This is a genomic window from Streptomyces sp. NPDC043812, assembly GCF_056436245.1.
The window spans coordinates 73,785-96,103 of the sequence record NZ_JBWKCY010000010.1 but is presented as its reverse complement, the minus strand read 5'-3'; the positions used below and the strand labels follow the sequence as shown (position 1 = coordinate 96,103).

The window sequence follows — 22,319 nt, the reverse complement described above, 5'->3', positions numbered from 1 at the left end:
GGGTCGCGGTGGCGCCGTCAACTCGGGCGGGACCGCAGCCGGGTTGAAGGCCTGTCCCAGGACGACCGAAGGGGACTGGTGGAACCCTTGGAGGCCGTCCATTCACCCTAGGGTAACCAAATGAGCGGCCCCATGCTCGATGGGGCCGGAAATCCGACCCATTTCAGGCCAACGACCCCCTCTGGGTGGACAAAAGCCGGTGCACCTGCTGGTGCACCGGCCTAAGGGCGCCGCAATAACGCCGAGTTGCCCGATTCGCCGCTTTCGCCTGCTGCTACCAGTTCGCGGGCGCGTAGTCCTTGAGGAAGCAGCCGAACATGTCCTCGCCGCCCTCGCCGCGCACGATCGGGTCGTAGACGCGCGCGGCTCCGTCGATGAGGTCGAGCGGGGCGTGGAAACCCTCCTCGGCCAGCCGCATCTTGTCCGGGTGCGGGCGCTCGTCGGTGATCCAGCCGGTGTCGACGGCAGTCATCAGGATGCCGTCGCTTTCGAACATCTCCTGCGCGCTGGTGCGCGTGAGCATGTTCAGCGCGGCCTTGGCCATGTTCGTGTGCGGGTGGCCCGCTCCCTTGTAGCCACGGCTGAAGACGCCCTCCATGGCGGAGACGTTCACGACGTACTTGCGCTTGCCCGGTGCGGCGGCCATTGCCGGGCGCAGCCTGCTGATCAGGATGAACGGCGCGGTGGAATTGCACAGCTGCACTTCGAGCAGCTCGACCGGGTCGACCTCGGAGACGGTCTGGATCCAGCTGTTGGTGTCATGCAGGTCGGGGACCAGACCGCCCGCGTCGATGGCCGTACCCGCCGCGATGCGCTCCAGGGACGCGGAACCGCTGACGAGCGCGAGGTCCGTGACGTCCTGCGCGGTCAGGCCCTCGCCACCGCCCGAGGGCAGTGCGGCCACGGACTCCACGGCACCGCTGCCGAACGTGCCGATGACGTGGGCGGGCGGCAGCTCGCCCGCGGGCAGCGGAGCGGACTCCGCGGCGACGAGTTCGCTGTAGGCACCGGGCGAGCGGCGCACGGTCTGTGCGGCGTTGTTGATCAGGATGTCGAGCGGACCCTCGGCGGCGACGGAGTCGGCGAGAGCGACGACCTGCGCGGGGTCGCGCAGATCGATACCGACGATCTTGAGCCGGTGGATCCAGTCGTCGCTGTCCGGCATGGCCTTGAACCGGCGGATCGCGTCGTTGGGGAAGCGTGTGGTGATCGTGGTGTGCGCACCGTCACGGAGCAGGCGCAGCGCGATGTACATTCCGATCTTCGCGCGGCCGCCGGTGAGCAGGGCACGCTTGCCGGTCAGATCGGTGCGGGCGTCGCGCCGGGCGCGGTTCTCGGCGGCGCACGGCTGGCACAGCTGGTGGTAGAAGGCGTCGACCTCGACGTAGCGGGTCTTGCAGATGTAGCAGGACCGCGGGCGCTGGAGTATGCCGGCGATCTCGCCGAGAACGGAGGAGCTGGGCAGCAGCCCCTGGGTCTCGTCGTCGATCCGCTCGGCGGAGCCGGTCGCGGTGGCCTCGGTGACCGTCTTGTCGTGGGCGGTCTTGGCCGCGCGGCGCTCCTGGCGGCGGCGCTGCTTGACCGTCCGGTAGATCCCGGCTGTGGCGCGGCGCACGGTGATGGCGTCGGGGTGGTCGACATCGAGCTTGTCCAGCTCGTCGAGCACGCTCAGGCAAACGGCCAGACGCTCGGGGTCGATGCCCGGTCCGTACACCGGGCTGTCCTCTGTCAGGGTCATGGCCTTTGTCGTTCCCGATCACTCGAATGCCGCAGTTCCAAAAGCGCGATTTTACGGGGCAATGGGGTGACGGCCAAATGACGCGGGTCATGCTCCGGCGACGGATGTGGCGGCGCGAGCTCCGCCGGGGTGCCCGATCACGACGGGGTGGCCTCGTGGCACCTGCCGGGGGTGGCGCGCCGTCGCGGCGGCTGGCCGAATCGCGCCGGGAGGCCTCCCCCGCGAATCGGTCCGGACCCTTGACGGGACTCCCCTGCGGGAGCAAACGCTTGCCCCGAAGCGCCGTACGGATCCACGAGATCACCGGGGGCCGCGCGGACGTCGGGATCGCCCCAGCACTCATGCGGTCCCGGCGCATCCGTTTCACGCCAGATTTCACAATGCCCACACACATCGACCGGTTGCGCCCCACTATGTGATCCGAAAGAGCCGATGTGGGCGGCGGTCGTCGTCATGCGCCGGCCACTTCATGGGGGAGGTGGGGCATGCCGGATGGGGGTCCGGCATGCCCTGCCGGGGAGTTCCTCCCCGCGGTCAGTCGACCGGCCGTCCCTTGCCCAGGGCGATCACGCCGCCTTCGGAGACGGTGTAGAGCCGACGGTCACGTTCCGGATTGACGCCGATCGTGGCTCCGGGCGGCACATCCACGTTCTTGTCCAGGATCGAGCCGCGCACCACAGCGCCCCGCCCGATGCGGACGTTGTCGTGCAGCACGGAGCCCTGCACCACGGCGCCCTCCCCGATCTGCACTCCGGGTGAGAGCACGGACCGGGTGACCTGGCCGCGCACCACACAGCCGGGGCTGACGATCGACTCGCTCGCGATACCTGCGCCGATGAAGCGGGCAGGCGGGAGCTGCCCGGGGTGCGTGTAGATCGGCCACCGGCGGTTGTCGAGATCGAAGGCCGGCCTGGGCGAGATGAGATCCATGTGGGCGTCGTAGTAGCTGTCGAGCGTCCCCACGTCGCGCCAGTAGCCATGCTCATGAGCGCGTTCGCCCGGCACATGGTTCTCATCGAAGTCGTAGAGGTAGGCCACACCGCGCTCGGTCAGCATGGGCAGGATGGAGCCGCCCATGTCGTGTACGGAGCGTGCGTCCTCGGCGTCGCGGTGAAGGGCGTCGACGAGGATCTTCGTGGTGAACAGATAGTTCCCCATCGAGGCGAAGACCTGGTCCGGGTCACCGGGCAGTCCGGGCGGGTCGGCCGGTTTCTCCAGGAACCGCTCCACCCGTGCGCCGTCGGACGCGGGCGTGATGATCCCGAACGACGAGGCATCCGCACGCGGAACCTTGATCCCTGCGACGGTGACTCCCGCGCCGCTCTCGATGTGCCGCTGCAACATCTGCCGGGGATCCATGCGGTAGACGTGGTCGGCGCCGAACACCGCGATGTAGTCCGGCTGTTCGTCGTGGACCAGATTGAGCGACTGCAGGATCGCGTCCGCGCTGCCGAGATACCAGCGCGGGCCCAGCCGCTGCTGGGCGGGGACGGGCGTGACGTAGTTGCCGAGCAGGCTCGACATCCGCCAGGTGGTGGTCACATGCCGGTCCAGCGAATGCGACTTGTACTGCGTCAGCACACAGATCCGCAGGATATCGGCGTTCACCAGACTGGAGAGCACGAAATCGACGAGGCGGTACGTGCCGCCGAAGGTCACTGCCGGTTTCGCACGGTCGGCGGTGAGCGGCATCAGCCGTTTCCCCTCACCGCCGGCAAGTACGACTCCGAGCACCGAAGGTCCACCGCGCATCGCCGCTCCCTCCACGCCTGCCCTGTCACGCCTGCCCAGCCGCGCCCTTCTCCTCGGCCTGTGTCCGGGGCCGCCCGGTGCGGCCCCCACAGCCCGGAGCCGCTCACGCCTGCCGCAGCAGCTCCTCGTACAGTCCGTAGGTGCGCCGGGCCACTTCGTCCCAGCCGAACTCCCGCACGGCGCGCTCCCGGCCCGCCGCCCCCATCCGTGCCCTCGCCTCCGGATCGCCCAGCACCTGGTTCACCGCCGCGGCCAGGCCCGCTTCGAACCCCTCGGCGTCGTCGGCATCGCACGGAACCAGCAGTCCGGTGCGTCCGTCGTCGACGACCTCGGGAATACCGCCGACCGCTGAGGCGACCACTGCCGTTCCGCACGCCATGGCCTCCAGATTGACGATGCCCAGGGGCTCGTAGACCGACGGGCACACGAACACGGTGGCGTGGGTGAGCAGTTGGACGACCTGCGGGCGCGACAGCATCTGCGGGATCCAGTGCACGCCGTCCCGTGCCCTGTCCAGCTCGGCGAACAGCTCCCGGAACTCGCGGTCGACGGCGGGAGTGTCCGGTGCCCCCGCGCACAGCACCAGCTGGGCGTCGGGATCGAACGCACGGGCGGCACGCAGCAGGTGCGGCACGCCCTTCTGGCGCGTGATGCGGCCGACGAACAGCACGAAGGGCCTGCCCGGGTCGAGTCCGATGCGGTCCAGCACTCCGGTGCCCGGGTCGGGGCGGTAGAGCGCGGTGTCTATGCCGTTGTGCACGACGTGCACCCGGCCGGGATCGAGGGCGGGATAGCAGGCGAGGATGTCGTCGCGCATTCCGTGGGAGACGGCCACGACCGCGTCGGCGGACTCGAGCGCCGTACGCTCGGCCCACCCGGAGAGCGCGTAGCCGCCACCGAGCTGCTCGGCCTTCCATGGGCGCAGCGGCTCCAGCGAATGTGCGGTGACCACATGGGGAATCCCGTACAACAGCTTCGCGAGATGGCCGCCCAGGTTGGCGTACCACGTGTGGGAGTGGACCAGGTCGCGGCCGGCCAGTTCCGCGGCCATCGACAGGTCGACGGAGAACGTGCGCAGCGCGTCGTTCGCGTTCCCCAGACGCGTGGAGGGGCCATGGCGCAGCACGCCGTCGGTGGCGCCTTCACCCCAGCAGTGGACCTCCAGATCGGCCAGTGCGCGCAACTCCCGCGCCAGGAACTCCACATGGACCCCGGCTCCGCCGTAGACATCGGGCGGATACTCGCGTGTGAGCAGTCCCACCTTCACCCTTTGATGGTCACTCAGATATGAGCGCCGGGGAAGGGTGCGTCCGGCACCGAGGGGTGCGGGGGCGCCCACGGGCGGTCACAGATGCGGCCTGCCGCGACCGCGGAGCCACGGAGCGTGAGCTGCGCCTGCGGGAAACCCCGGTGACGGCGCACCGGCTCACGGTCGAGGATGTCGCGGTGGCCGTCGGAGAACGAACCACCCCGGGGCCGTGCACCGGCCCGGCGCCGCGCGCCGCGGTGGCGCAAATCGGATACTGGTGTATGAACCCGAGCGTGTCGCACGGTTCGGCCTCCGCCGGGTCCGCCCGCGCCCCCGTCGGAAGGGGGACCAGGGAAGTAGTCCCGTACTGCGTCAGCAGTACGTCCAAGTGCCTGCTCAAGAACGACGACGTGAACGCAGAAGGGGGACAGGGTGGTCACTATGAGTTTCCTCGCGCTGTCCGTGCTCCTGTCACTGGTCTCCGCGGTCGCCTATGCGGCCGGGGCGATCCTCCAGGAGCACGTGGCGACCACCACCCCTTCCCGCCCGTACGCACCGCTGCACCACGGCGGCTGGTGGGTGGCCGTCGCACTGAACGGCGTGGGCGCGGTCCTGCATGTGATGGCTCTGGCGTACGGTCCGCTGAGCGTGGTCCAGCCGCTCGGCGCGCTGACGATCGTGTTCGCGCTGCCGATGGCCGCGCTGTTCGTGCACCGCAGGGTCGGAGCGACGGCGTGGCGCGGGGCGATCATGGCAACGGTCGGTCTCGCGGGCCTGCTCGCCCTGACGCAGGAGGGGGCGTCACGCACGCCGGGCGCCGCGGAGCGCGGACTGCTCGCGGCGGTGACGCTGGGCGCGGTGGCACTGCTGTTCCTGGCCGCGCAGACCGTGCGTCGGCCGATCGTGCGGAGCGTGCTGCTGGCCTGCGCGGCAGGGGTCGCGTTCGGTATCGCGTCGGTGTTCACGAAGACCGTTGCCGAAGGCTGGGCGTGGAACGACCCGTTCGCCCGGTGGCCGGCCCTGATCGTCGTGGCGGTGCTCGCGGTCGGCGGGCTGCTGCTGTCGCAGGCGTCGTACCGGGGCGCGGGCCTGGCGGCGCCGCTCGCCACCCTCACGGTGATCAACCCCGTGGTGGCCGCGGCGGTCGGAATCACCCTGTTCGGCGAGGACTTCCGCTACGGCGTGACCGGCACGGTCCTGGCGCTCGGCTGCGGAGTGGTCGCCGCGGGCGGGCTGATCCTGCTGACGATCGAGCGGCTCGGCAACGGCGGCGACGTCCGCCGTGGGGACACGCCGAGCGTCCGCTCAGACGCCCGGCGCGACACGCCGCTCGGGGACCGGCTCGCCCGGCAGCGAGAGGGGCGGCGCGGGTCAGATCGACACGCCTCCCGATCTGAGGTAGGCGAGGGGATCGATGTCGGAGCCGTATCCGGGGCCGGTGCGGATCTCGAAGTGCAGATGCGGTCCGGTGCTGTTGCCGGTGGATCCTGAACGGGCGATCCGTTGTCCTGCGGCCACGTGCTGGCCACTGCGGACGGTGAGGGCCGACAGGTGCGCGTACTGGCTGTACCTGCCGTCCTTGTGACGTATGACGACCTCGTAGCCGTACGCGCCGCCCCAGCCGGCCGAGACGACCGTGCCTGCGGCGACGGCCTTCACGGATGTCCCGGTGGGCACGGGGAAGTCGACGCCCGTGTGGTAGCCGCTGGCCCATGAGGAGCCCGCGGTGCGGTAGGCGGTGGAGGGGCCGGCGGCGACGGGAGCGCTGAACGTGCTGCCAGCGGGATTGGTTCTGACCTGCTGCTTGGGCTTGGCCTGCTGCTTGGGCTGCCGCTTGGGCTTGGCCTGTTGCTCGGCTTTCGGCTGCTGCTTGGGCTCGGCAGCCTGCCGCTGGGGCTTCGCCGAGGGTTTGCGGGCTTCGGGAGGTGCGGGGGTGGCCTGCGCGGGGCGCTTTTCGGCCCGGGCCGCGGGGGCGCGCAGGACGAGCCGCTGGCCGGGGAAGATCAGATCCGGGTCGTTCCCGACGACCGCGCGGTTCTGGGCGTACAGCCGTTCCCAGCCGCCACGGATGCTCTCCCGGTCGGCGATGCTCGACAGCGAGTCGCCACTCGCGACGGTGTAGCCCTCCCGCTTGGTCGGCACGGTGGTGGGGCTCGCCTTGGACGCAGGGGCGGCTCGGGGCGTGGTGCGCCCGAGCGGGGCGAGGTCCGGTGCATCGCCGCCGCGGGTGAGCCCCGCCCGCTCGGAGCACGTGGGCCAGGCACGCGGACCCTGTCCTTCGAGGACCTTCTCCGCGACGGCGATCTGCTGGTCCTTCGTGGCGAGATCCGCACGGTCGGCGTACCGGGTGCCGCCGTACGCCTCCCACGTGGACTGGCTGAACTGCAGCCCGCCGTAGTAGCCGTTGCCGGTGTTGATGCTCCAGTTGTTCGTGGACTCGCAGGCGGCGACCTTCTCCCAGACGTCGACGGACGCCGCGTGCGCCGATCCCGCGCCGACGAGGGGCAGTGCCATGCCGGCGCCGCCGGCGGTGACGGTGAGTGAAGCCCTGTTGATGCGACTCGGCTGATATCGGCGGTGCCGACCGGTTCCGGCCATGGTGTGGTCCCCCACTACATGTAGGTCACGCATGCAGGTGTTGCCGCAAGCGGCCAACGTAGGGGCGGCGTACGGAGGGTGACAAGGTTTCGGCCCAAGAGTGGCCGGAAGACAGGCCCTTGGGCGGAGCATCGCGAGCGCGCTTGGCCAACCCCCGCTCAGGTTCCTGAGCGTCCGGCCGCTCGCGGGCGCAGCGCCCGGTCACACGACGCGGCGTCCGCCGCCCCGCTCCAGGAAATCCGAGAGCGGCAGCGTCGCCGCCCCCACCGTCACCGCGTCCACCCCGAGCCTGCCGAGCTCGATCGTCGTGCGCGACGCCGCGTGGCGGAGCGCGTACTCTCCCGCGTGGCGGCGCACTTCGGGCAGCAGGTGCGGGCCGAGCAGCAGCCCCGCCCAGCCCCCGAGCAGAATGCGCTCGGGCCGGAACAGGTTGATCAGATCGGCGACGGCCGCACCCAGGTACTCTGCGGTGTCGTCCAAAAGGGAGAGGGCGACGGGGTCCGCGGCCGCCCCCTCCTGCGAGGGAAATGCCGCGGCCAGCAGCGCCGCCAGTGCCGTCTCGTCGTCCGCCTCCGCCGGCAGCGGTCCGCCCGCCTCCTGCCAGCGCTCACGGAGCGCTTCCGCACCGGCGTACGCCTCCAGGCAGCCGAGGGAGCCGCAGCGACAACGCCGCCCCCGGATCCGTACCGTCGTGTGGCCCCATTCGAGCGCGCTGGTGCGCGCGGCCTCGTCGGGGGTGGCGGCGTGCACGACGCACGCGCCGACACCCGAACCGATGAGCGCGACCGCGGCCGTCGCCGCACCGCGTCCACCGCCGAACCACATCTCGGCCTGGCCGAGGGTCTTGGCTCCGTTGTCGATGAACAGCGGTACGTGCGACGGGATGTCGACGGCGTCGCGCAGCAGTTGTTCGAAGGGGACGGCGGTCCAGCCGATGGTCTGGCCGTGCACGATCGCGCCATGCTGCGCGGACTGCTCGATGAGTCCGGGTACACCGATGCCGATGCCGAGCACGCGCGCGGGGTCGGCGCCCGAGTCGCCGAGCACCTCGGCGACACCGGTTCGTACATGGGCGACGACGCGCTCGACGTCGTAGCCGTGCTGGGCGAGCGGCCGCTCGGTGCGGGCGAGTTCGGTGAGGGAGAGGTCGAAGAGTTCGACACGGACCCGGGTCTCGCCGATGTCGATGCCGATCACGAGTCCGCCGGCGGGCGCGACCCGCAACAGTGTACGTGGCCGGCCGCCGTCGGAGTCGACGATTCCGGCCTCTTCGAGCACTCCCTCGGCGACAAGCTCGGAGACCACGTTGCTGATGGAACCCGAACTGAGCCCGGTGGCCGGTCCGAGCTCCTGGCGGCTCAACGGCCCGTCGAAGTACAACCGCTGCAGGACCAGGGCGCGGTTGCCCCGCCGCAGGTCACGCACTGTCCGTCTCTTGCCCTCCGCCATGGTGCTCCTTCCCGGACGCAACATACCCCGGCGGTGCCGGTGCTCCCCGGGCAGGCATGTGTCCCCGCCGGGCGTCGTCGGCGGGGACACAGGGCCCAGGGTGCGAAGCCGGGTCAAAGACGCACGGGTGCCGAGGGCTCGGTGCCCGTCGTGGCGCAGACGGACGCCGCGACCTGAGAGGCGAAGGCGAGCATCGCCTCGACACGCGAGTCCGGCAGGTCGAGCCGCCACGATTCGGCGGCGAGCCACGCGAGCACACCCGCCATGAACGCGTCCCCCGCCCCGATGGTGTTGACCACCTCGACCGGTGCGGCAGGAACGGCGACGGCGCTGCCACCGGCCGAGTACGCGACGCTGCCCCGCGCGCCACGGGTCATGACCACGAGCCGGCCGCCGCGCGCGAGTTCGCGGCAGCTCGTGTCCGGCTCGCGGTCCGGCCACAACCGTGCCAGGTCCTCGTCGCTGGCCTTCACGAGGTCGGCGGCCTCGCACAGTTCACGCAGCAGGCCGAGGCTGCGGCTCGCCGGGAGGGTGCGGTCCTCCCGCACATTGGGATCTACGACGAGCAGGCTGTCCCGGGCCGCCGCCCGGGCCGTCGCGGCGACGACGGATGCCGCAGGTTCAACGACGGCCGCGAGTCCGCCCGCGTACACCGCGCCGAATCGGGCCACCTCGGCCGTCCGGTCGGGCAGGTCGAAGGCCGCGGTGCGGTCCGTGTGGAAGTGGTAGCGGTTGCCCTGCGGCCCCGGATCGGCCACGGCGAGCGTGGTGGGCAGGGCGGAACGCCCGCACAGGGAGAGGTCGACTCCCGCGCCGGTGAGCCGTCGCTCGATGCTTCTCGCGAAGGCGTCGCCGCCCAGCGTCCCGGCGAAGCCGACCGGCGTGCCGAGCCGGGCGAGTCCCACGGCGACGTTGGCGGGCGCGCCGCCGGGCTGGGCGCGCAGGGACTCGGGGTCGCCCGGCTCCGGTACGAGGTCGATCAGCGCCTCGCCGAGTACCAGCACGGCGCGGCTCACGGCTCCACCACGATCTTGCGGCCGTGGCCGGCCTTGAAGCGTTCGATGGCGTCCGGGTACTGCTCCAGCGGCAGCCGGTCGCTGATGAACACCGACGGGTCGAGCACCCCGGTCGCGAAGAGCGCCGCGGCCCGCTCGTAGCTGTGGAGCACCGCCATGGAACCGGTGATGGTGATCTCCTGGTTGTAGATGCGGTACGGCTCGATGACGGCGGTGGTGGCGTAGTCGGCGACGCCGAACTGGAGGAAGGTGCCTCCCTTGGCGACGCGCCCGAGGCCGTCCTGGATGGCCTTGGCGTTGCCGGTCGCGTCGATGACGACGTCCCACCCGCCGGGGCGGTCGAGTTCGTCGGCGGAGGCAGCGGTACGGGAGCAGCCGAGGAGACCCGCGGTGGCGAGCCGGTCGGGATTGACGTCGAGGACGTCGACGCCTGCCGCGCCGGTGCGCTTGGCCAGTTCCAGCATCATCAGACCCATCGTTCCGGAGCCGTAGACGAGGACCTCGGCGCCGAGGGTGCTGCTGAGCACGTCGTAGCCGCGTACGGCGCACGACAGCGGTTCGATGAGTGCGGCGTCCTTCACGTCGATGTGGGCGGGCAGCCTGACGCAGTTGGCGACGGGCGCGACGGCGTACTCGGCGGCGCCACCGGGGACGGTGACGCCGATCGCTGCCCAGCGGTCGCAGAGGTTGCCCCGCCCGCTGCGGCAGTAGCGGCACTCGTGGCAGTGCAGCGACGGGTCCACGGCGACCTGGTCGCCGACGGCCAGTTCGGTGACGTCCTTGCCGATGCCGACGACCTCGCCGGCGAATTCGTGGCCGGGCACGAGGGGCAGGGTGGGCGCGAACTCGCCCTGGAGGATGTGCAGATCGGTGCCGCACAGTCCGCAGGACGCCACCGAGACGACGACGTCACGGGGCCCGGGGGTCGGATCGGGGACGGTACGGACGACGACCTTGCCGGGGGCTTCGACGATCGCTGCCCTCATTTGACGGCTCCAAGGGACAGGCCCTGGACGAGTTTGTCCTGGGCGGCGTAGCCGGCGGCGAGCACCGGCAGGGACACGACGACGGACGCGGCGCACAGCTGGGCGAGGAACAGGCCCTGGCTGGTGACGAATCCGGTCAGATGCACGGGGGCGGTCTGGGCGACGACGCCGGTGAGCACCCGTGCGAACAGCAGCTCGTTCCAGCTGAAGATGAAGCAGATCAGTGCGGTGGCGGCAATCCCGGGCCCCGCGACGGGTGCGACGACCCGGGTCAGGACGGTCGGCAGCCGTGCGCCGTCGACCTGCGCGGCCTCGATGATGGAGACGGGTACGTCGGCGAGGAACGACTGCATCATCCAGACCGCGATCGGCAGGTTCATCGAGGTGTAGAGGATGACGAGGAGCCAGATGTTGTCGAGCATCCCCGTGTTCTTGGCGAACAGGTAGACGGGGAGCAGTCCGGCGACGACCGGCAGCATCTTGGTGGACAGGAAGAAGAACATCACGTCGGTCCACTTGCGCACGCGCCGGATGGACAGGGCGTACGCGGCGGGCAGCGCGAGGGCAAGCACAAGGATCGTGGAGAACACGGATGCGGACAGCGAGTTGATCAGCGGGGGCCAGGGGGTGGGTCCGCCGCCGCCTCCGAAGAACTCGCGGTAGCCGTCGAGGGTGAGCGAGGCGGCGAGCGAGGGCGGGTTGGTGGCGGCGTCCGCCTCCGAGTGGAAGGAGGTGAGCAGCATCCACAGGGCGGGCAGGCAGAACGCGATGCCGGCGATCCAGGCGGTCAGGCCGAGGGCGGCGGAACGCCGGCGGGCCTTGCGGGCGGCGGGTGGCAGTGTTCGGTGCGGCGGTCGGGCGGTGGCTGTGGTCATGCGCGGGTCGCCTCCTCACGGAAGAGGGACGAGACCACCCGGAGTGCGAACGTCGCGATGACGATGGTGCCGATCACGACGACGACTCCCGCGGCGGACGCCAGTCCGTACTCGTGGGCCTGGTAGAAGGTCTGGTAGACGGTGTACGGGAGATTGGCGGTGCCGAGCCCGCCCGACGTGATCGTGAACACGGCGTCGAAGTTCTGCACGATGTACACCGAACCGAGCAGGATGCCCAGTTCGAGATAGCGGCGCAGATGGGGCAGCGTCAGGTAGCGGAAGACCTGCCAGTTTCCGGCGCCGTCGAGGCGGGCGGCCTCCATCATCTCGGCGGGCCTGCTCTGCAGTCCGGCGAGCAGGATCAGCATCATGAACGGGGTCCACTGCCACACGAGGGCCGCTTCGACGGCGAGCAGCGGCATGTCCGAGATCCAGTCGGGCTGAGCCGGTGCCTCGACCCCGAAGAGTCCTGCGGCCCAGTTGAGCGCGCCGTTGAACAACCCGTACTCGGGGTTGTAGAGGGCGTGCTTCCACAGCAGGGCCGCGGAGACCGGCACCAGCAGGAACGGGGTGATGAGCAGAGTGCGCACCATGCCGCGGCCGAAGAAGGCGCGGTCCAGCAGCAGAGCGAGGAGCAGTCCGAGCACGACGCTCGCCACGACCACGCTCGCGGTCAGCACGACGGTGGTGAGGACGGACTCGCGCAGTGCTGCGTCCGTGAACACGGCGGCGTAGTTCGTCAGCCCGGTGAAGGCGCGTTCGTCCGGATCGAGCGAGTTCCAGTCGAAGAGCGAGATCACGAGTGTGGCCACGAACGGCAGTTGGGTGACGGCGATGAGGAAGACCAGGGCGGGCAGGAGCGGTGCCCGGGTGGCCCAGGCGCGTATCCCCTTCCTGCTCCCCGCGGGGCGGACGGCCGGCTCGGCGGGGCCGGGTACGGTGCCCGCCCGTGGGTGCGACGGTGTACTGAGGGAGGTGCTCACCGGTACTCCTCGGCGACCTTCTCGGCCAGTGACTGGGAGGCCGCGATGGCCTGGGACACGGACTGGCGGCCGGCGATGGCCGCGCTGATCTCCTGGGAGACCTTCGTCCCGAGATCGGTGAACTCGGGGATGCCCACGAACTGGATGCCGGCGGTGGGGCGCGGCTGCGTGCCGGGGTTCTGCGGATCGGCGCCGGCGATGGCCCGCTCGGTGACCTTCGCGAAGGCCCCCGCCGCCTCGAGGTACTGGGGGTGGTCGTAGGTGGAGGCCCGTTTGCCGGCGGGCACGTTCGCCCAGCCGCTCTCCTTGCCGACCAGTTCCTCGTACTCCTTGCCGGACGCCCAGGAGATGAACTTCCATGCCTTGTCGGGCTTCTTGGACGCCTTCTGCATGCCCCAGGCCCAGGTGTAGAGCCATCCTGAGCTGTCGGTCTTCTCAATGGGTGCCGGTACGTAGCCGATCCGGCCCTTCACGGGTGAGCCAGGGGCCTCCAGCGATCCGGCGCCGGCCGTGGCGTCGTACCACATGGCGGTCTTGCCCTGCGTCATGTTGTTGAGGCACTCGGCGTAGCCGGACTGCGCGGCGCCCGACTCGCCGTGCTCGCGGACGAGGTCGACGTAGAACTTGGTGGCCCGGGCGAACTCGGGTGAGTCGAGCCGCGCCTGCCAGTCCTTGGTGAACCATGTGCCGCCCATGGTGTTGACGACGGTGGTGAGCGGCGCGATGACCTCGCCCCAGCCGGGCAGTCCGCGCAGGCAGATCCCCTTCATGCCCTTCTGCGCGCCGTCGGCTTTCGCGGCAAGCCGGGCGACCTGCTGCCAGGTGGGCTTCGCAGGCATGGTCAGGCCCTCGGCCGCGAAGACGTCCTTGCGGTACATGAGGAAGGACGACTCGCCGTAGAACGGCTGGGCGTACACCGTGCCTTCGTGGGTGAGTGACTGCGCGACCGGATCGAGGATGTCGTCCTGGTCGAAGGCGGGGTCGGCGGCGGTGTACGGGTCGAGGGGGTGGAGCCAGCCGTTCCCGGCGAAGAACGGGACCTCGAAGTTGCTGATGGTGGCGATGTCGTACTGCCCGGCCTGGTTGGAGAAGTCCTGGCTGATCTTGTCGCGGACGTCGTTCTCCGGAAGCACGGTGAAGTGGACCTTGATCCCGGTCTTCTTCGTGAAGTGCGCGGCGGTCAGCTTCTGCAGTTCGACCATCTGCGGGTTGTTGACCATGAGCACGTTGAGTGCGTCACCGCCTCCGAAGGAGGTGCCGCCGGCTCCGGCGCAGCCGGCGGCGAGCAGGGTCATGGCTGCTGTGCCCGCGCCCGCCCGCACGCGGATTCCACGTCGTCGTCGTCGGTGGGGCATGTGTTCTCCTGATCATCGGTAGCGGCTCGGTGTGCATCGTTTTCGGGTACGCCGGACTCGCCCGGAACGCGGCGTGCGGCGGGTTGGGGTCGGGAGAGCGGTGGGTCAGACGCGGATGACCTGCGGCCCCAGCAGGGAGTAGCGCTGGGCCTCGGCAGAGGACAGTCCGGCATCGGTGACCACGGCCTCGAAGTCACCGACGTCGGCGAAGCGGCAGAAGCTGACCGCGCCGAACTTGGTGTGCACGCCGGTGAAGATCCGGCGCCGGGCGCTGCGCATGGCCTGCGCCTTCACTTCGCCGACGGCGGGGTCGGGGGTGGTGAGGCCGTATTCGCGGGAGATGCCGTTGGCTCCTACGTACGCCAGGTCGATGACGAAGTCGGCGAGCATCCGGGTGGCCCAGTGGTCCACGGTGGCCATGGTCTGGCCGCGGACCCGGCCGCCGAGCAGCAGCACGGCGGTCTTCTCCGCGTCGGCGAGGACGGTCGCCACCGCCAGCGAGGCGGTGACCACGGTCAGCGGCCGGTCCCGGGGCAGGGCATCGGCGACGAGCTGCGGGGTGAAGCCCTCGTCGACGAAGACGGTTTCCGCGTCACCCAGCAGATCGGCGGCGGCCGCCGCGATCCTCGACTTCTGCGGTACGTGGCGGGTGGTACGCATGGAGAGCGTCGTCTCGAACCCGGCGCTCTCCACCGGATGGGCACCGCCGTGCGTGCGCCGGACCAGTCCGTGCTCCTCCAGGGTGTGGAGATCCCGGCGGATGGTCTCCTTGGCCACCCGAAAGCGGACGGCCAGCGTGTTGACCTCGACCGACCCGTCCCGTCGGGCCGTGTCGAGAATTCCGCGTCGGCGTTCCTCGGTGTCCACGACACACTTCCCTGCTGTGCTGGTGCTGCTCCGGTGTTGCCCTCGGGCCCGTCGTCCGTTCGGGCCCATGCGTCGTTTGTACAAGCAGGCCCCCCTGCTGGACCAGCGTCTTCGCCGGATACGGTGTGCCCGTTCCTGCCCGTTTCGGATTTCGCGTCCCCGCTGGTGGGACGGCCTTCGGCGGCCGCGGCTGCCGGGCCGGCCGCCCGCTTCGGTCCTGACGAAGCCCGAACGGCGCCCGCGTGCGGGCGCGCGTGCCCGGGTAGGGGTGCGGAACACCGCCCGTACCCGGACGATCGATGAATGGCCGGGGTCGCCCGTACGTATGCGTAGGGCGGAACGGACCGGTTCTTCCGACGAACATCACGGATATCCAGGACACCCAGGAGCACACGCATGAGTGGAACCGCCCAGATCGGCGTCACCGGGCTCGCGGTGATGGGCCGCAACCTCGCCCGCAACTTCGCGCGCAACGGATTCACCGTCGCCGTGCACAACCGGACGGCGGCGCGCACGCGGGCGCTGGTCGAGGAATTCGGTGACGAGGGCACGTTCGTCGCCGCCGAGTCGGCGCAGGAGTTCGTCGCCGCACTGGAGCGGCCGCGGCGTCTGGTCATCATGGTCAAGGCGGGCGAGCCGACGGACGCGGTGATCGAGGAGTTCGCGCCGCTGCTGGAGGAGGGCGACGTCATCATCGACGGCGGCAACGCCCACTTCGCGGACACCCGGCGGCGCGAGAAGGAGCTGCGGGAGCGCGGTATCCATTTCGTGGGTGTGGGCATCTCCGGCGGTGAGGAGGGGGCGCTGAACGGGCCCAGCATCATGCCGGGCGGTTCCGCCGAGTCGTACCAATCGCTCGGCCCGCTGCTGGAGAGGATCGCCGCGAAGGCGCCCGACGGCGCACCGTGCGTCACCCACGTCGGCCCGGACGGTGCCGGTCACTTCGTGAAGATGGTCCACAACGGCATCGAGTACGCGGACATGCAGCTGATCGCGGAGGCGTACCACCTGCTGCGCGCTGTCGCCGGGTACTCCCCCGCGCAGATCGCCGAGACCTTCCGCACCTGGAACACCGGGCGGCTGGACTCGTACCTCATCGAGATCACCGCGGAGGTGCTGGCGCACACGGACGCGGCGACCGGCAAGCCGTTCGTCGACATCGTCACCGACCGGGCCGAGCAGAAGGGTACGGGCCGCTGGACTGTGCAGATCGCCCTCGATCTGGGTGTCCCGGTGTCGGGCATCGCCGAGGCGGTCTTCGCACGTTCCGTTTCGGGGCACGCAGAGCTGCGCGAGGCCTCCAGGGAACTTCCCGGCCCGTCGGCGAAGCCGCTGGGCGAGAGCGAGGCGGCCCGCTTCGCCGCCCAGGTCGAGCAGGCTCTGTACGCCTCGAAGATCGTGTCGTACACGCAGGGCTTCCACCAGGTGCAGGCGGGCAGCGAGGAGTACGGCTGGGGCGTCGACGAGGGGGCGGTCGCGGCGATCTGGCGGGCGGGGTGCATCATCCGGGCGGCGTTCCTGGACCGGATCCGCGGGGCGTACGACGCGCAGCCCGACCTGCCCAGCCTGCTGTCGGACAAGGAGTTCGCGGAGGAGATCGGGGCCGCGCAGGACGACTGGCGCGACGTGGTGGCGACGGCCGCCCGGCAAGGTGTGCCGACACCCGGTTTCTCGGCCGCGCTGGCCTATTACGACGCCCTGCGTGCCCGGCGTCTGCCGGCGGCGCTGACGCAGGGCCAGCGGGACTTCTTCGGCGCGCACACGTACCGGCGGACGGACCGGGAGGGCTCGTTCCACACGCTGTGGGGCGGTGACCGGTCCGAGGTGGCGACCGACTGACCAAATGCCCCGTCCCTGCGCCTCGGCATGACTCCCGGGCGCCTGATCTTCGCCCCGCCGGCGTGCCGGCGGGGCGAAGCACTTCCGGGTGCGGAAACGGAATTCGGCAAAACGTGCCGTGCCGCCCGCCGTCCAGAACCCGGTCCCGTGAAGTGCCCTGTCCCGTAAGGGATTCCGACAGTCCTTCCATGCCCCGCCGCGCCCCGGCCTCCTGGCCGGCCGCACAGGGCGCCACCTGCGCAAACCGATGGCCGTCCACCTCCGTCGCTGCCCCGTCCGACGGCCGTCCTGCGAGGCGGGCCACCGAAGTTGTGGCGATCGTCGCCGAACGGGACGGCCGTCCCGCACGTACTGGACGTACAACCGGATCGGACCGGATGTCGGACGAAGGACGAACGCAATGACGCCTATCAGCCCAAGCCGGTGGCCGCGACCAGCACGCAGGAGCATCGCCCTCGTCACCTGCGGTGCGCTGGCCGCAGCGGGGCTCACAGCCGCTGGTGTGGCGATGCTGAAGCCGCACACCGCGACCGCCTCGAGCCACCGGGAGGCGCCGCTGATAGCGGGGCAGCCCCAGTTCGACAACACGGACGTGTACGCCTTCGTCAGTCCCGACCATCCGGACTCGACGACACTCGTGGCGAACTGGCTGCCGTTCCAGGAGCCCGCGGGCGGCCCGAACTTCTACCCGTTCGCCCAGGACGCCCGCTACAGCATCCACGTCGACAGCGACGGTGACGCGCAGGACGACCTGCTGTACCGGTTCACCTTCAAGGACCACCGGAAGAACGAGAACACCTTCCTGCACAACACGGGCGCGGTCGAGAGCCTGGACGACCCCGACCTCAACTTCACCCAGACCTACGACATCGAGCTCGTGAGGCTGGAGCACGGCAAGGCCGTCTCGACGCACAAGGTCGCCGAGCACCTGCCGACCGCGCCCGCGAACGTCGGCAAGGCATCGATGCCCGACTACCAGAAGCTGCGCGACCAGGCTGTCCACGAGGTCGCGGGCGGGCTGAAGACCTTTGCCGGACAGGCCGACGACCCGTTCTTCCTCGACCTGCGCGTCTTCGACCTGCTGTACGGCGGCGACCTGTCGGAGGTCGGCAACGACACGCTCAGGGGCTACAACGTCAACACGATCGCCCTGCAGGTGCCGAGCGCGTACCTGCGGCAGTCCGAGACGCAGCCCGTCATCGGCATCTACTCGACGACGGAGCGGCAGAACGCCAGCGGTGACTGGACACAGGTGTCGCGGCTCGGCATGCCGCTGGTCAACGAAGTGGTCAACCCGGTCAAGGACAAGGACAAGTTCAACGCCTCGTCGCCCGAGAACGACGGTGACTTCCTCAAGAACGTCACCGAGCCCGAGCTGCCGAAGCTCATCGAGTCGATCTACAAGATCAAGGCTCCGGCGGAGCCGCGCGAGGACCTCGTCTCGGTGTTCCTCACCGGCGTGAAGGACCTCAACCAACCCCCCGGGGGCACACCGTCGGAGATGCTGCGCCTCAACACCTCCATCAAGCCGGAGGCGAAGCCGAAGCGGCTGGGCGTCCTGGACGGCGACAACGCCGGTTTCCCCAACGGACGGCGCCTGTCGGACGACGTGCTCGACATCGCGCTCCAGGTCGTCGAGGGCGAACTCGTCGACTCCAAGAACGACTTGGGGGATGCGGTCGACGCCAATGACAAGGAGTTCGGCCACTCGTTCCCGTACGTCGCCCTGCCCGCCTCCGGCTCCGACACCCGGGCGGCCGCCAACGCCGAGAAGAAGAACGCGACGGGTCTGACCGGCGGAGCGTCGACCCTCACCGGATCGTGGAGCGACGGCACGATGATGGCCGCCACCGGTGCCGGAGCTGTGCTGCTGGCGGTCCTCGGCGCGGTCTGGCTGCGCGCCCGCCGCCGCCCCGCCCGCCGTTCCTGGCTCGGCTGATCCGCCGGGACGTCCGGCACCCAGACCGGCCCGCCGGCGCCATCCGCTCCCCCACGGCGGCGCCGGCGGGCCGCCCCTTCGACAGCACCGAGGAAGTTGACACACATGCCCGTACGGAAGCCGCTGCTCGCGCGAGTGCGTGAGCGAGGGTTCGGCCCGCGTCTGCGGATCGCGGTCGCTGCGGCCGTGGCCCTGGGATTCACCGCCGCCTCGGTGGCCGCCGGTGCGGACGGTGACTCCGAACGGCCCGCACGGACGGCGCCCGCGCTCGCCGCAGGCATGCCCGTCGAACGGCTGGCGGCCGGCGATCTCGCGCAGGGCACCGCCACCCTGCAGAAGCACCTCGACGCCCAGCCCAAGGACGCCTCCGGGTGGGCGACGCTGGGCGCCGCGTACGTCGAACAGGCGCGGATCAGTGGCGATCCGACACGGTATCCGCAGGCGGAGAAGGCGTTCGCACGCTCGCTGAAGCTGCGTCCCGCCGACGAGAACGACGCCGCCCTCGCGGGACAGGCAGCGCTTGCCGCGGCCCGGCACGACTTCGACACGGCTCTCGCCCTGGCGGACCGGGCTCTGCGAGTGAACGCGTACAGCGAACGGGCTCTGGCCTGCCGGGTCGACGCGCTCGTCGAGCTCGGCCGCTACGACGAGGCGTACCGGGCGGTGCAGCTCGCCGACGGCCGACGCCCCGGCATCCCGGTCTTCACCCGGTACGCGTACGTGCTGGAGCTGCGCGGCGACGCGAAGGGGGCACGACGAGTGCTGACGAGGGCGCTGGAGTCCGCGACGGGTACCGGGGACATGGCGTACGTCGCCACCGCTCTCGGTCAACTGGCGTGGAGCCAGGGCCAGTACCCGCAGGCACTCGATCACTTCGCCGCCGCGCTGCGCGCCGATCCGGAGTATCTGCCGGCACGGGAGGGGCGTGGACGCACCTACGCCGCACAAGGAGATACGAAGCGGGCGCTGAGCGATCTGGAGAAGGTCGTACGCCTCCAGCCGCTCCCGGGCGCAGTGGCGGCCCTCGGGGAACTGCGCGAGACGGCCGGGGACCGTGCGGGGGCGGCGGAGCAGTACGAACTGGCCGGCACGTGGATGCGGCTGGCCTCCGCGAACGGTGTCGCCACGGACCTGGAATCGGCCCTCGTCGCGGCCGACCACGGTGACGCCCGCGAGGCGCTGACATCGGCACGCGCCGAATGGAAGCGCCGCGAGACCGTCCACACCGCGGACGCTCTGGCGTGGGCGCTGCACGTGAACGGCAAGGACCGGGAGGCGTTGCCGTACGCGGCGAAGGCGACGGCCGCCTCGCCGGGGTATCGCCATGCGTCGTTCCTCTTCCACCGCGGCATGATCGAGCGCGCCCTCGGCGACGACGCGCCGGCCGAGCGCCATCTGCGCGCCGCGCTCGATCTGAACCCGGGCTTCTCACCCGTCGATGCGCGCAAGGCCAGGTCCGCCCTGAAAACCCTGTCGGGGGCAGCGGGCCCGAGCGACCGGAGGGCGTCGTGAAGCGCCGCACCGCCGCCGGCACACTGGCCGCGCTCACGGCGGGGGCCGCGCTCGCGCTGCTCCCGGCGCCGGCGGCCGAGGCTCATCCGCTCGGGAACTTCACGGTGAGCCAGTACGACGGTCTTGTCGTTTCTCCGGGCCGGCTGCGGGTGGACCATGTGGAGGACCTCGCGGAGATTCCGGCCGCGCAGGAAAAGCCCCGTATCGATACCGACGGGGACGACCGGCTGGCCGAGGGCGAACTGTTGGCATGGGCCCGCACCCGGTGCGACACCGCGGCGCACGGCGCCCGGCTCACCGTCGGCGCGGACGACCGGGCCGCGGTCGTGGCCGGCCGGGCACGCGCAGAGGTACGTCCCGGGCAGGCCGGACTGCCGACACTGCGCGTGACCTGCGAACTGACGGCGCCACTGGCACGCGGCGAGGAGATCCGGATCTCGTACCGGCCGGCGGATGCCGCGACCGTGGCCGGGTGGCGGGAGATCACCGGGCGGGGCGACCGGATGACACTCGACGGATCGGACGTGCCGCAGGACTCGCTCTCGCGGCGGCTGGCCCAGTACCCCGGCGATCTTCTCTCCTCACCGCCCGATCGCAGGTCGGCAGGCTTCACGGCAAGGCCCGGCGGTCCGGCCCTCGCCGGGAGCGAGAGTGCCGGCAGCGGTTCTCCCGCGGCAGGTGTGCTGCCGCGCGGCGCCGACCGATGGGCCCAGGCACTGACCGGACTGGTGGCGAGGCATGAACTGACCGTCGGCTTCGGGGCGTTCGCGCTCGCCGTCTCCCTCCTCCTCGGTGCCCTGCACGCGCTGGCACCCGGTCACGGCAAGACGATGATGGCTGCCGCAGCCACGGCCGGCGGCCGGGCTTCCCTGCGCGACGTGCTCGCCCTCGGAGCATCGGTGACCATGACGCACACGCTGGGCGTCTTCGCCCTGGGAGCGCTGATCACCGCGGGCTCCGCGGCTGCGCCCACGGTGGTGTCCTGGCTGACGGTCGTCAGCGGCGCGCTGGTGGCGGTCGCGGGGACGCTGCTGGTGCGCAGGGCGTGGCGACGCCGCAAGGTCCCGCACGGGCACGGGCACGTGCACGACCATTCCCCTGCACAGGGTCGTCCGCAGGCCGGCGGGGCGGAACGCCTCCACGCCGAGGAGCGGGTGCCGGTGCTGGCCGCAGTAGGCCATGGGCACGTCGGAGCGGATGGCCCGTCCTCGGCCGGGACAGCACCCGTTGCCGACGGGCAGGAGCACGGGGACGGACACGGCCACGAACACAGCCACAGCAGCGGGCACGAGCACGGCCACCGGCACGACCGCGGCCACGGCCACAGTCACATCGGCGGTCACGAGCACGAGCACGCCCACGGCCACGGCCACACTCACGAGCACAGTCACAGCAGCGGTCACGCCCACGAGCACGGCCACGCTCATTCGCATGTGCCCCCCGCCCCCGGGCTGCGCGGGGTGATCCTCATGGGCCTCGCAGGAGGACTGGTGCCGAGTCCCTCGGCCGTGGTCGTCCTGGTCGGAGCGGCAGCTCTCGGGCAGGCCTGGTTCGGGTTCCTGCTGGTCATCGCGTACGGGGCCGGGTTGGCGCTCACGCTCGCGGCGGCCGGGTTCGCGGTGGTGCGGTTGCGTGACACCACGACACGCAGGCTGGCGCTGCGGCCGCAGGGACGCTTCTTCTCCCTGGCCCGCCGTGCGGCCCCGCTCGCCTCGGCGGCTGTCGTCCTCACGCTGGGATGCGGCCTGTTGCTCAGGGGCGTGGCAACGGCGCTGGGCTGAGCCTAGGCACAGCCTCCGCAGCACTTCGCCCCGCCGGGAAACCGGCGGGGCGAAGTGCTCGGGCGCGGGACCTGCCGACGGACATCGCGCTCTCGCGCGAACGCTGTGCCGTCACCCGGTCGGGCCGGTCACACCGGGCCCGGCTGGGGTTCGGGCGGCGGGACCGGGTCCGGGTTGGGGCCCGGCGGCTGGGGAATCGGGTCCGGAGCGGGCCCCGGCGGGGGCGACGGCGTCGGCACCGGGCCCGGCAGCGGGCCCGGGTCGGGCGGCGGCCCCGGCGGCGGAGTGGGCACCGGCGGTGCGGGGTCGGGGTACGGATGGGTCATGCCGGACCTCCAGGGTGCGAAGACGTGCGTTCCCACTGTCCACCGGTGCGCGTT

General features: G+C 71.0%; 16 protein-coding genes. 5 read left to right on the top strand and 11 right to left on the bottom strand.

Annotation, left to right across the window (positions count from 1 at the left end):
- Positions 1-274: 274 nt before the first annotated feature.
- From AC067Z_RS16805 to glgA, 3 genes are all read right to left on the bottom strand, one after another.
- Positions 275-1,738, bottom strand: a complete 1,464-nt coding sequence (locus AC067Z_RS16805) for an SDR family NAD(P)-dependent oxidoreductase (RefSeq protein WP_478790271.1) — start codon at positions 1,736-1,738, stop codon at positions 275-277.
- Between the two features lie 534 nt (positions 1,739-2,272).
- Positions 2,273-3,490, bottom strand: coding sequence for a glucose-1-phosphate adenylyltransferase (gene glgC, locus AC067Z_RS16800; protein ID WP_478790270.1), 1,218 nt, complete (start codon positions 3,488-3,490; stop codon positions 2,273-2,275).
- 103 nt (positions 3,491-3,593) lie between these two features.
- Positions 3,594-4,757, bottom strand: a complete 1,164-nt coding sequence (glgA, locus tag AC067Z_RS16795) for a glycogen synthase (RefSeq protein ID WP_478790269.1) — start codon at positions 4,755-4,757, stop codon at positions 3,594-3,596.
- Positions 4,758-5,180: 423 nt separating this feature from the next.
- On the opposite strand from glgA, the gene AC067Z_RS16790 reads away from it, so the two are divergent.
- Positions 5,181-6,230, top strand: a complete 1,050-nt coding sequence (locus AC067Z_RS16790; protein ID WP_478790268.1) for a DMT family transporter — start codon at positions 5,181-5,183, stop codon at positions 6,228-6,230.
- On the opposite strand, the gene AC067Z_RS16785 is transcribed toward AC067Z_RS16790, so the two are convergent.
- The 8 genes from AC067Z_RS16785 to AC067Z_RS16750 all read right to left on the bottom strand — a co-directional run bounded on the left by AC067Z_RS16785 (position 6,111) and on the right by AC067Z_RS16750 (position 14,868).
- A complete protein-coding gene (locus AC067Z_RS16785) occupies positions 6,111-7,337 on the bottom strand; it encodes a transglycosylase family protein (protein ID WP_478790267.1) in 1,227 nt (408 codons plus the stop codon). The two genes, AC067Z_RS16790 and AC067Z_RS16785, sit on opposite strands and share 120 nt — an antisense overlap.
- A 201-nt stretch (positions 7,338-7,538) precedes the next feature.
- A complete protein-coding gene (locus tag AC067Z_RS16780) occupies positions 7,539-8,786 on the bottom strand; it encodes an ROK family transcriptional regulator (RefSeq protein ID WP_478790266.1) in 1,248 nt (415 codons plus the stop codon).
- A 113-nt stretch (positions 8,787-8,899) separates the two neighbouring features.
- Positions 8,900-9,802 carry a carbohydrate kinase family protein gene (locus tag AC067Z_RS16775; protein ID WP_478790265.1) on the bottom strand — a complete coding sequence of 301 codons (903 nt, stop codon included), beginning with the start codon at positions 9,800-9,802 and terminating at the stop codon, positions 8,900-8,902.
- Positions 9,799-10,788 (bottom strand): zinc-dependent alcohol dehydrogenase family protein, encoded by a 990-nt coding sequence (locus tag AC067Z_RS16770; protein WP_478790264.1) that lies wholly within the window; start codon positions 10,786-10,788, stop codon positions 9,799-9,801. The genes AC067Z_RS16775 and AC067Z_RS16770 overlap by 4 nt, the downstream gene beginning before the upstream one ends.
- On the bottom strand, positions 10,785-11,663 hold the full coding sequence (locus AC067Z_RS16765; RefSeq protein ID WP_478790263.1) for a carbohydrate ABC transporter permease: 879 nt from the start codon (positions 11,661-11,663) through the stop codon (positions 10,785-10,787). The genes AC067Z_RS16770 and AC067Z_RS16765 overlap by 4 nt, the downstream gene beginning before the upstream one ends.
- Entirely contained in the window at positions 11,660-12,646 is a 987-nt protein-coding gene (locus AC067Z_RS16760; RefSeq protein ID WP_478790262.1) for a carbohydrate ABC transporter permease, read from the bottom strand. The genes AC067Z_RS16765 and AC067Z_RS16760 overlap by 4 nt, the downstream gene beginning before the upstream one ends.
- Positions 12,643-14,001, bottom strand: coding sequence for an ABC transporter substrate-binding protein (locus AC067Z_RS16755; protein ID WP_478790261.1), 1,359 nt, complete (start codon positions 13,999-14,001; stop codon positions 12,643-12,645). The genes AC067Z_RS16760 and AC067Z_RS16755 overlap by 4 nt, the downstream gene beginning before the upstream one ends.
- Positions 14,002-14,106: 105 nt before the next feature.
- A complete protein-coding gene (locus tag AC067Z_RS16750) occupies positions 14,107-14,868 on the bottom strand; it encodes a DeoR/GlpR family DNA-binding transcription regulator (RefSeq protein ID WP_478790260.1) in 762 nt (253 codons plus the stop codon).
- Between the two features lie 396 nt (positions 14,869-15,264).
- On the opposite strand from AC067Z_RS16750, the gene gndA reads away from it, so the two are divergent.
- The 4 genes from gndA (at position 15,265) to AC067Z_RS16730 (ending at position 21,939) form a co-directional block, all read left to right on the top strand.
- Positions 15,265-16,707 (top strand): NADP-dependent phosphogluconate dehydrogenase, encoded by a 1,443-nt coding sequence (gene gndA, locus AC067Z_RS16745; protein ID WP_478790259.1) that lies wholly within the window; start codon positions 15,265-15,267, stop codon positions 16,705-16,707.
- A gap of 400 nt (positions 16,708-17,107) precedes the next feature.
- Positions 17,108-18,646 carry a DUF4331 domain-containing protein gene (locus AC067Z_RS16740; protein ID WP_478790258.1) on the top strand — a complete coding sequence of 513 codons (1,539 nt, stop codon included), beginning with the start codon at positions 17,108-17,110 and terminating at the stop codon, positions 18,644-18,646.
- A 105-nt stretch (positions 18,647-18,751) separates the two neighbouring features.
- On the top strand, positions 18,752-20,158 hold the full coding sequence (locus AC067Z_RS16735) for a tetratricopeptide repeat protein (RefSeq protein WP_478790257.1): 1,407 nt from the start codon (positions 18,752-18,754) through the stop codon (positions 20,156-20,158).
- On the top strand, positions 20,155-21,939 hold the full coding sequence (locus AC067Z_RS16730) for a nickel transporter (RefSeq protein ID WP_478790256.1): 1,785 nt from the start codon (positions 20,155-20,157) through the stop codon (positions 21,937-21,939). The genes AC067Z_RS16735 and AC067Z_RS16730 overlap by 4 nt, the downstream gene beginning before the upstream one ends.
- Positions 21,940-22,319 lie beyond the last annotated feature (380 nt).

Bases quoted from the DNA above. Each gene is read 5' to 3' on its own strand.
- gndA (WP_478790259.1), top strand. From the start codon at position 15,265: ATGAGTGGAACCGCCCAGATCGGCGTCACCGGGCTCGCGGTGATGGGC.
- AC067Z_RS16790 (WP_478790268.1), top strand. From the start codon at position 5,181: ATGAGTTTCCTCGCGCTGTCCGTGCTCCTGTCACTGGTCTCCGCGGTC.
- AC067Z_RS16770 (WP_478790264.1), bottom strand. From the start codon at position 10,788: ATGAGGGCAGCGATCGTCGAAGCCCCCGGCAAGGTCGTCGTCCGTACC.
- AC067Z_RS16780 (WP_478790266.1), bottom strand. From the start codon at position 8,786: ATGGCGGAGGGCAAGAGACGGACAGTGCGTGACCTGCGGCGGGGCAAC.
- AC067Z_RS16755 (WP_478790261.1), bottom strand. From the start codon at position 14,001: ATGCCCCACCGACGACGACGACGTGGAATCCGCGTGCGGGCGGGCGCG.
- AC067Z_RS16740 (WP_478790258.1), top strand. From the start codon at position 17,108: ATGACGCCTATCAGCCCAAGCCGGTGGCCGCGACCAGCACGCAGGAGC.
- glgC (WP_478790270.1), bottom strand. From the start codon at position 3,490: ATGCGCGGTGGACCTTCGGTGCTCGGAGTCGTACTTGCCGGCGGTGAG.
- AC067Z_RS16805 (WP_478790271.1), bottom strand. From the start codon at position 1,738: ATGACCCTGACAGAGGACAGCCCGGTGTACGGACCGGGCATCGACCCC.
- AC067Z_RS16785 (WP_478790267.1), bottom strand. From the start codon at position 7,337: ATGGCCGGAACCGGTCGGCACCGCCGATATCAGCCGAGTCGCATCAAC.
- AC067Z_RS16765 (WP_478790263.1), bottom strand. From the start codon at position 11,663: ATGACCACAGCCACCGCCCGACCGCCGCACCGAACACTGCCACCCGCC.
- AC067Z_RS16735 (WP_478790257.1), top strand. From the start codon at position 18,752: ATGCCCGTACGGAAGCCGCTGCTCGCGCGAGTGCGTGAGCGAGGGTTC.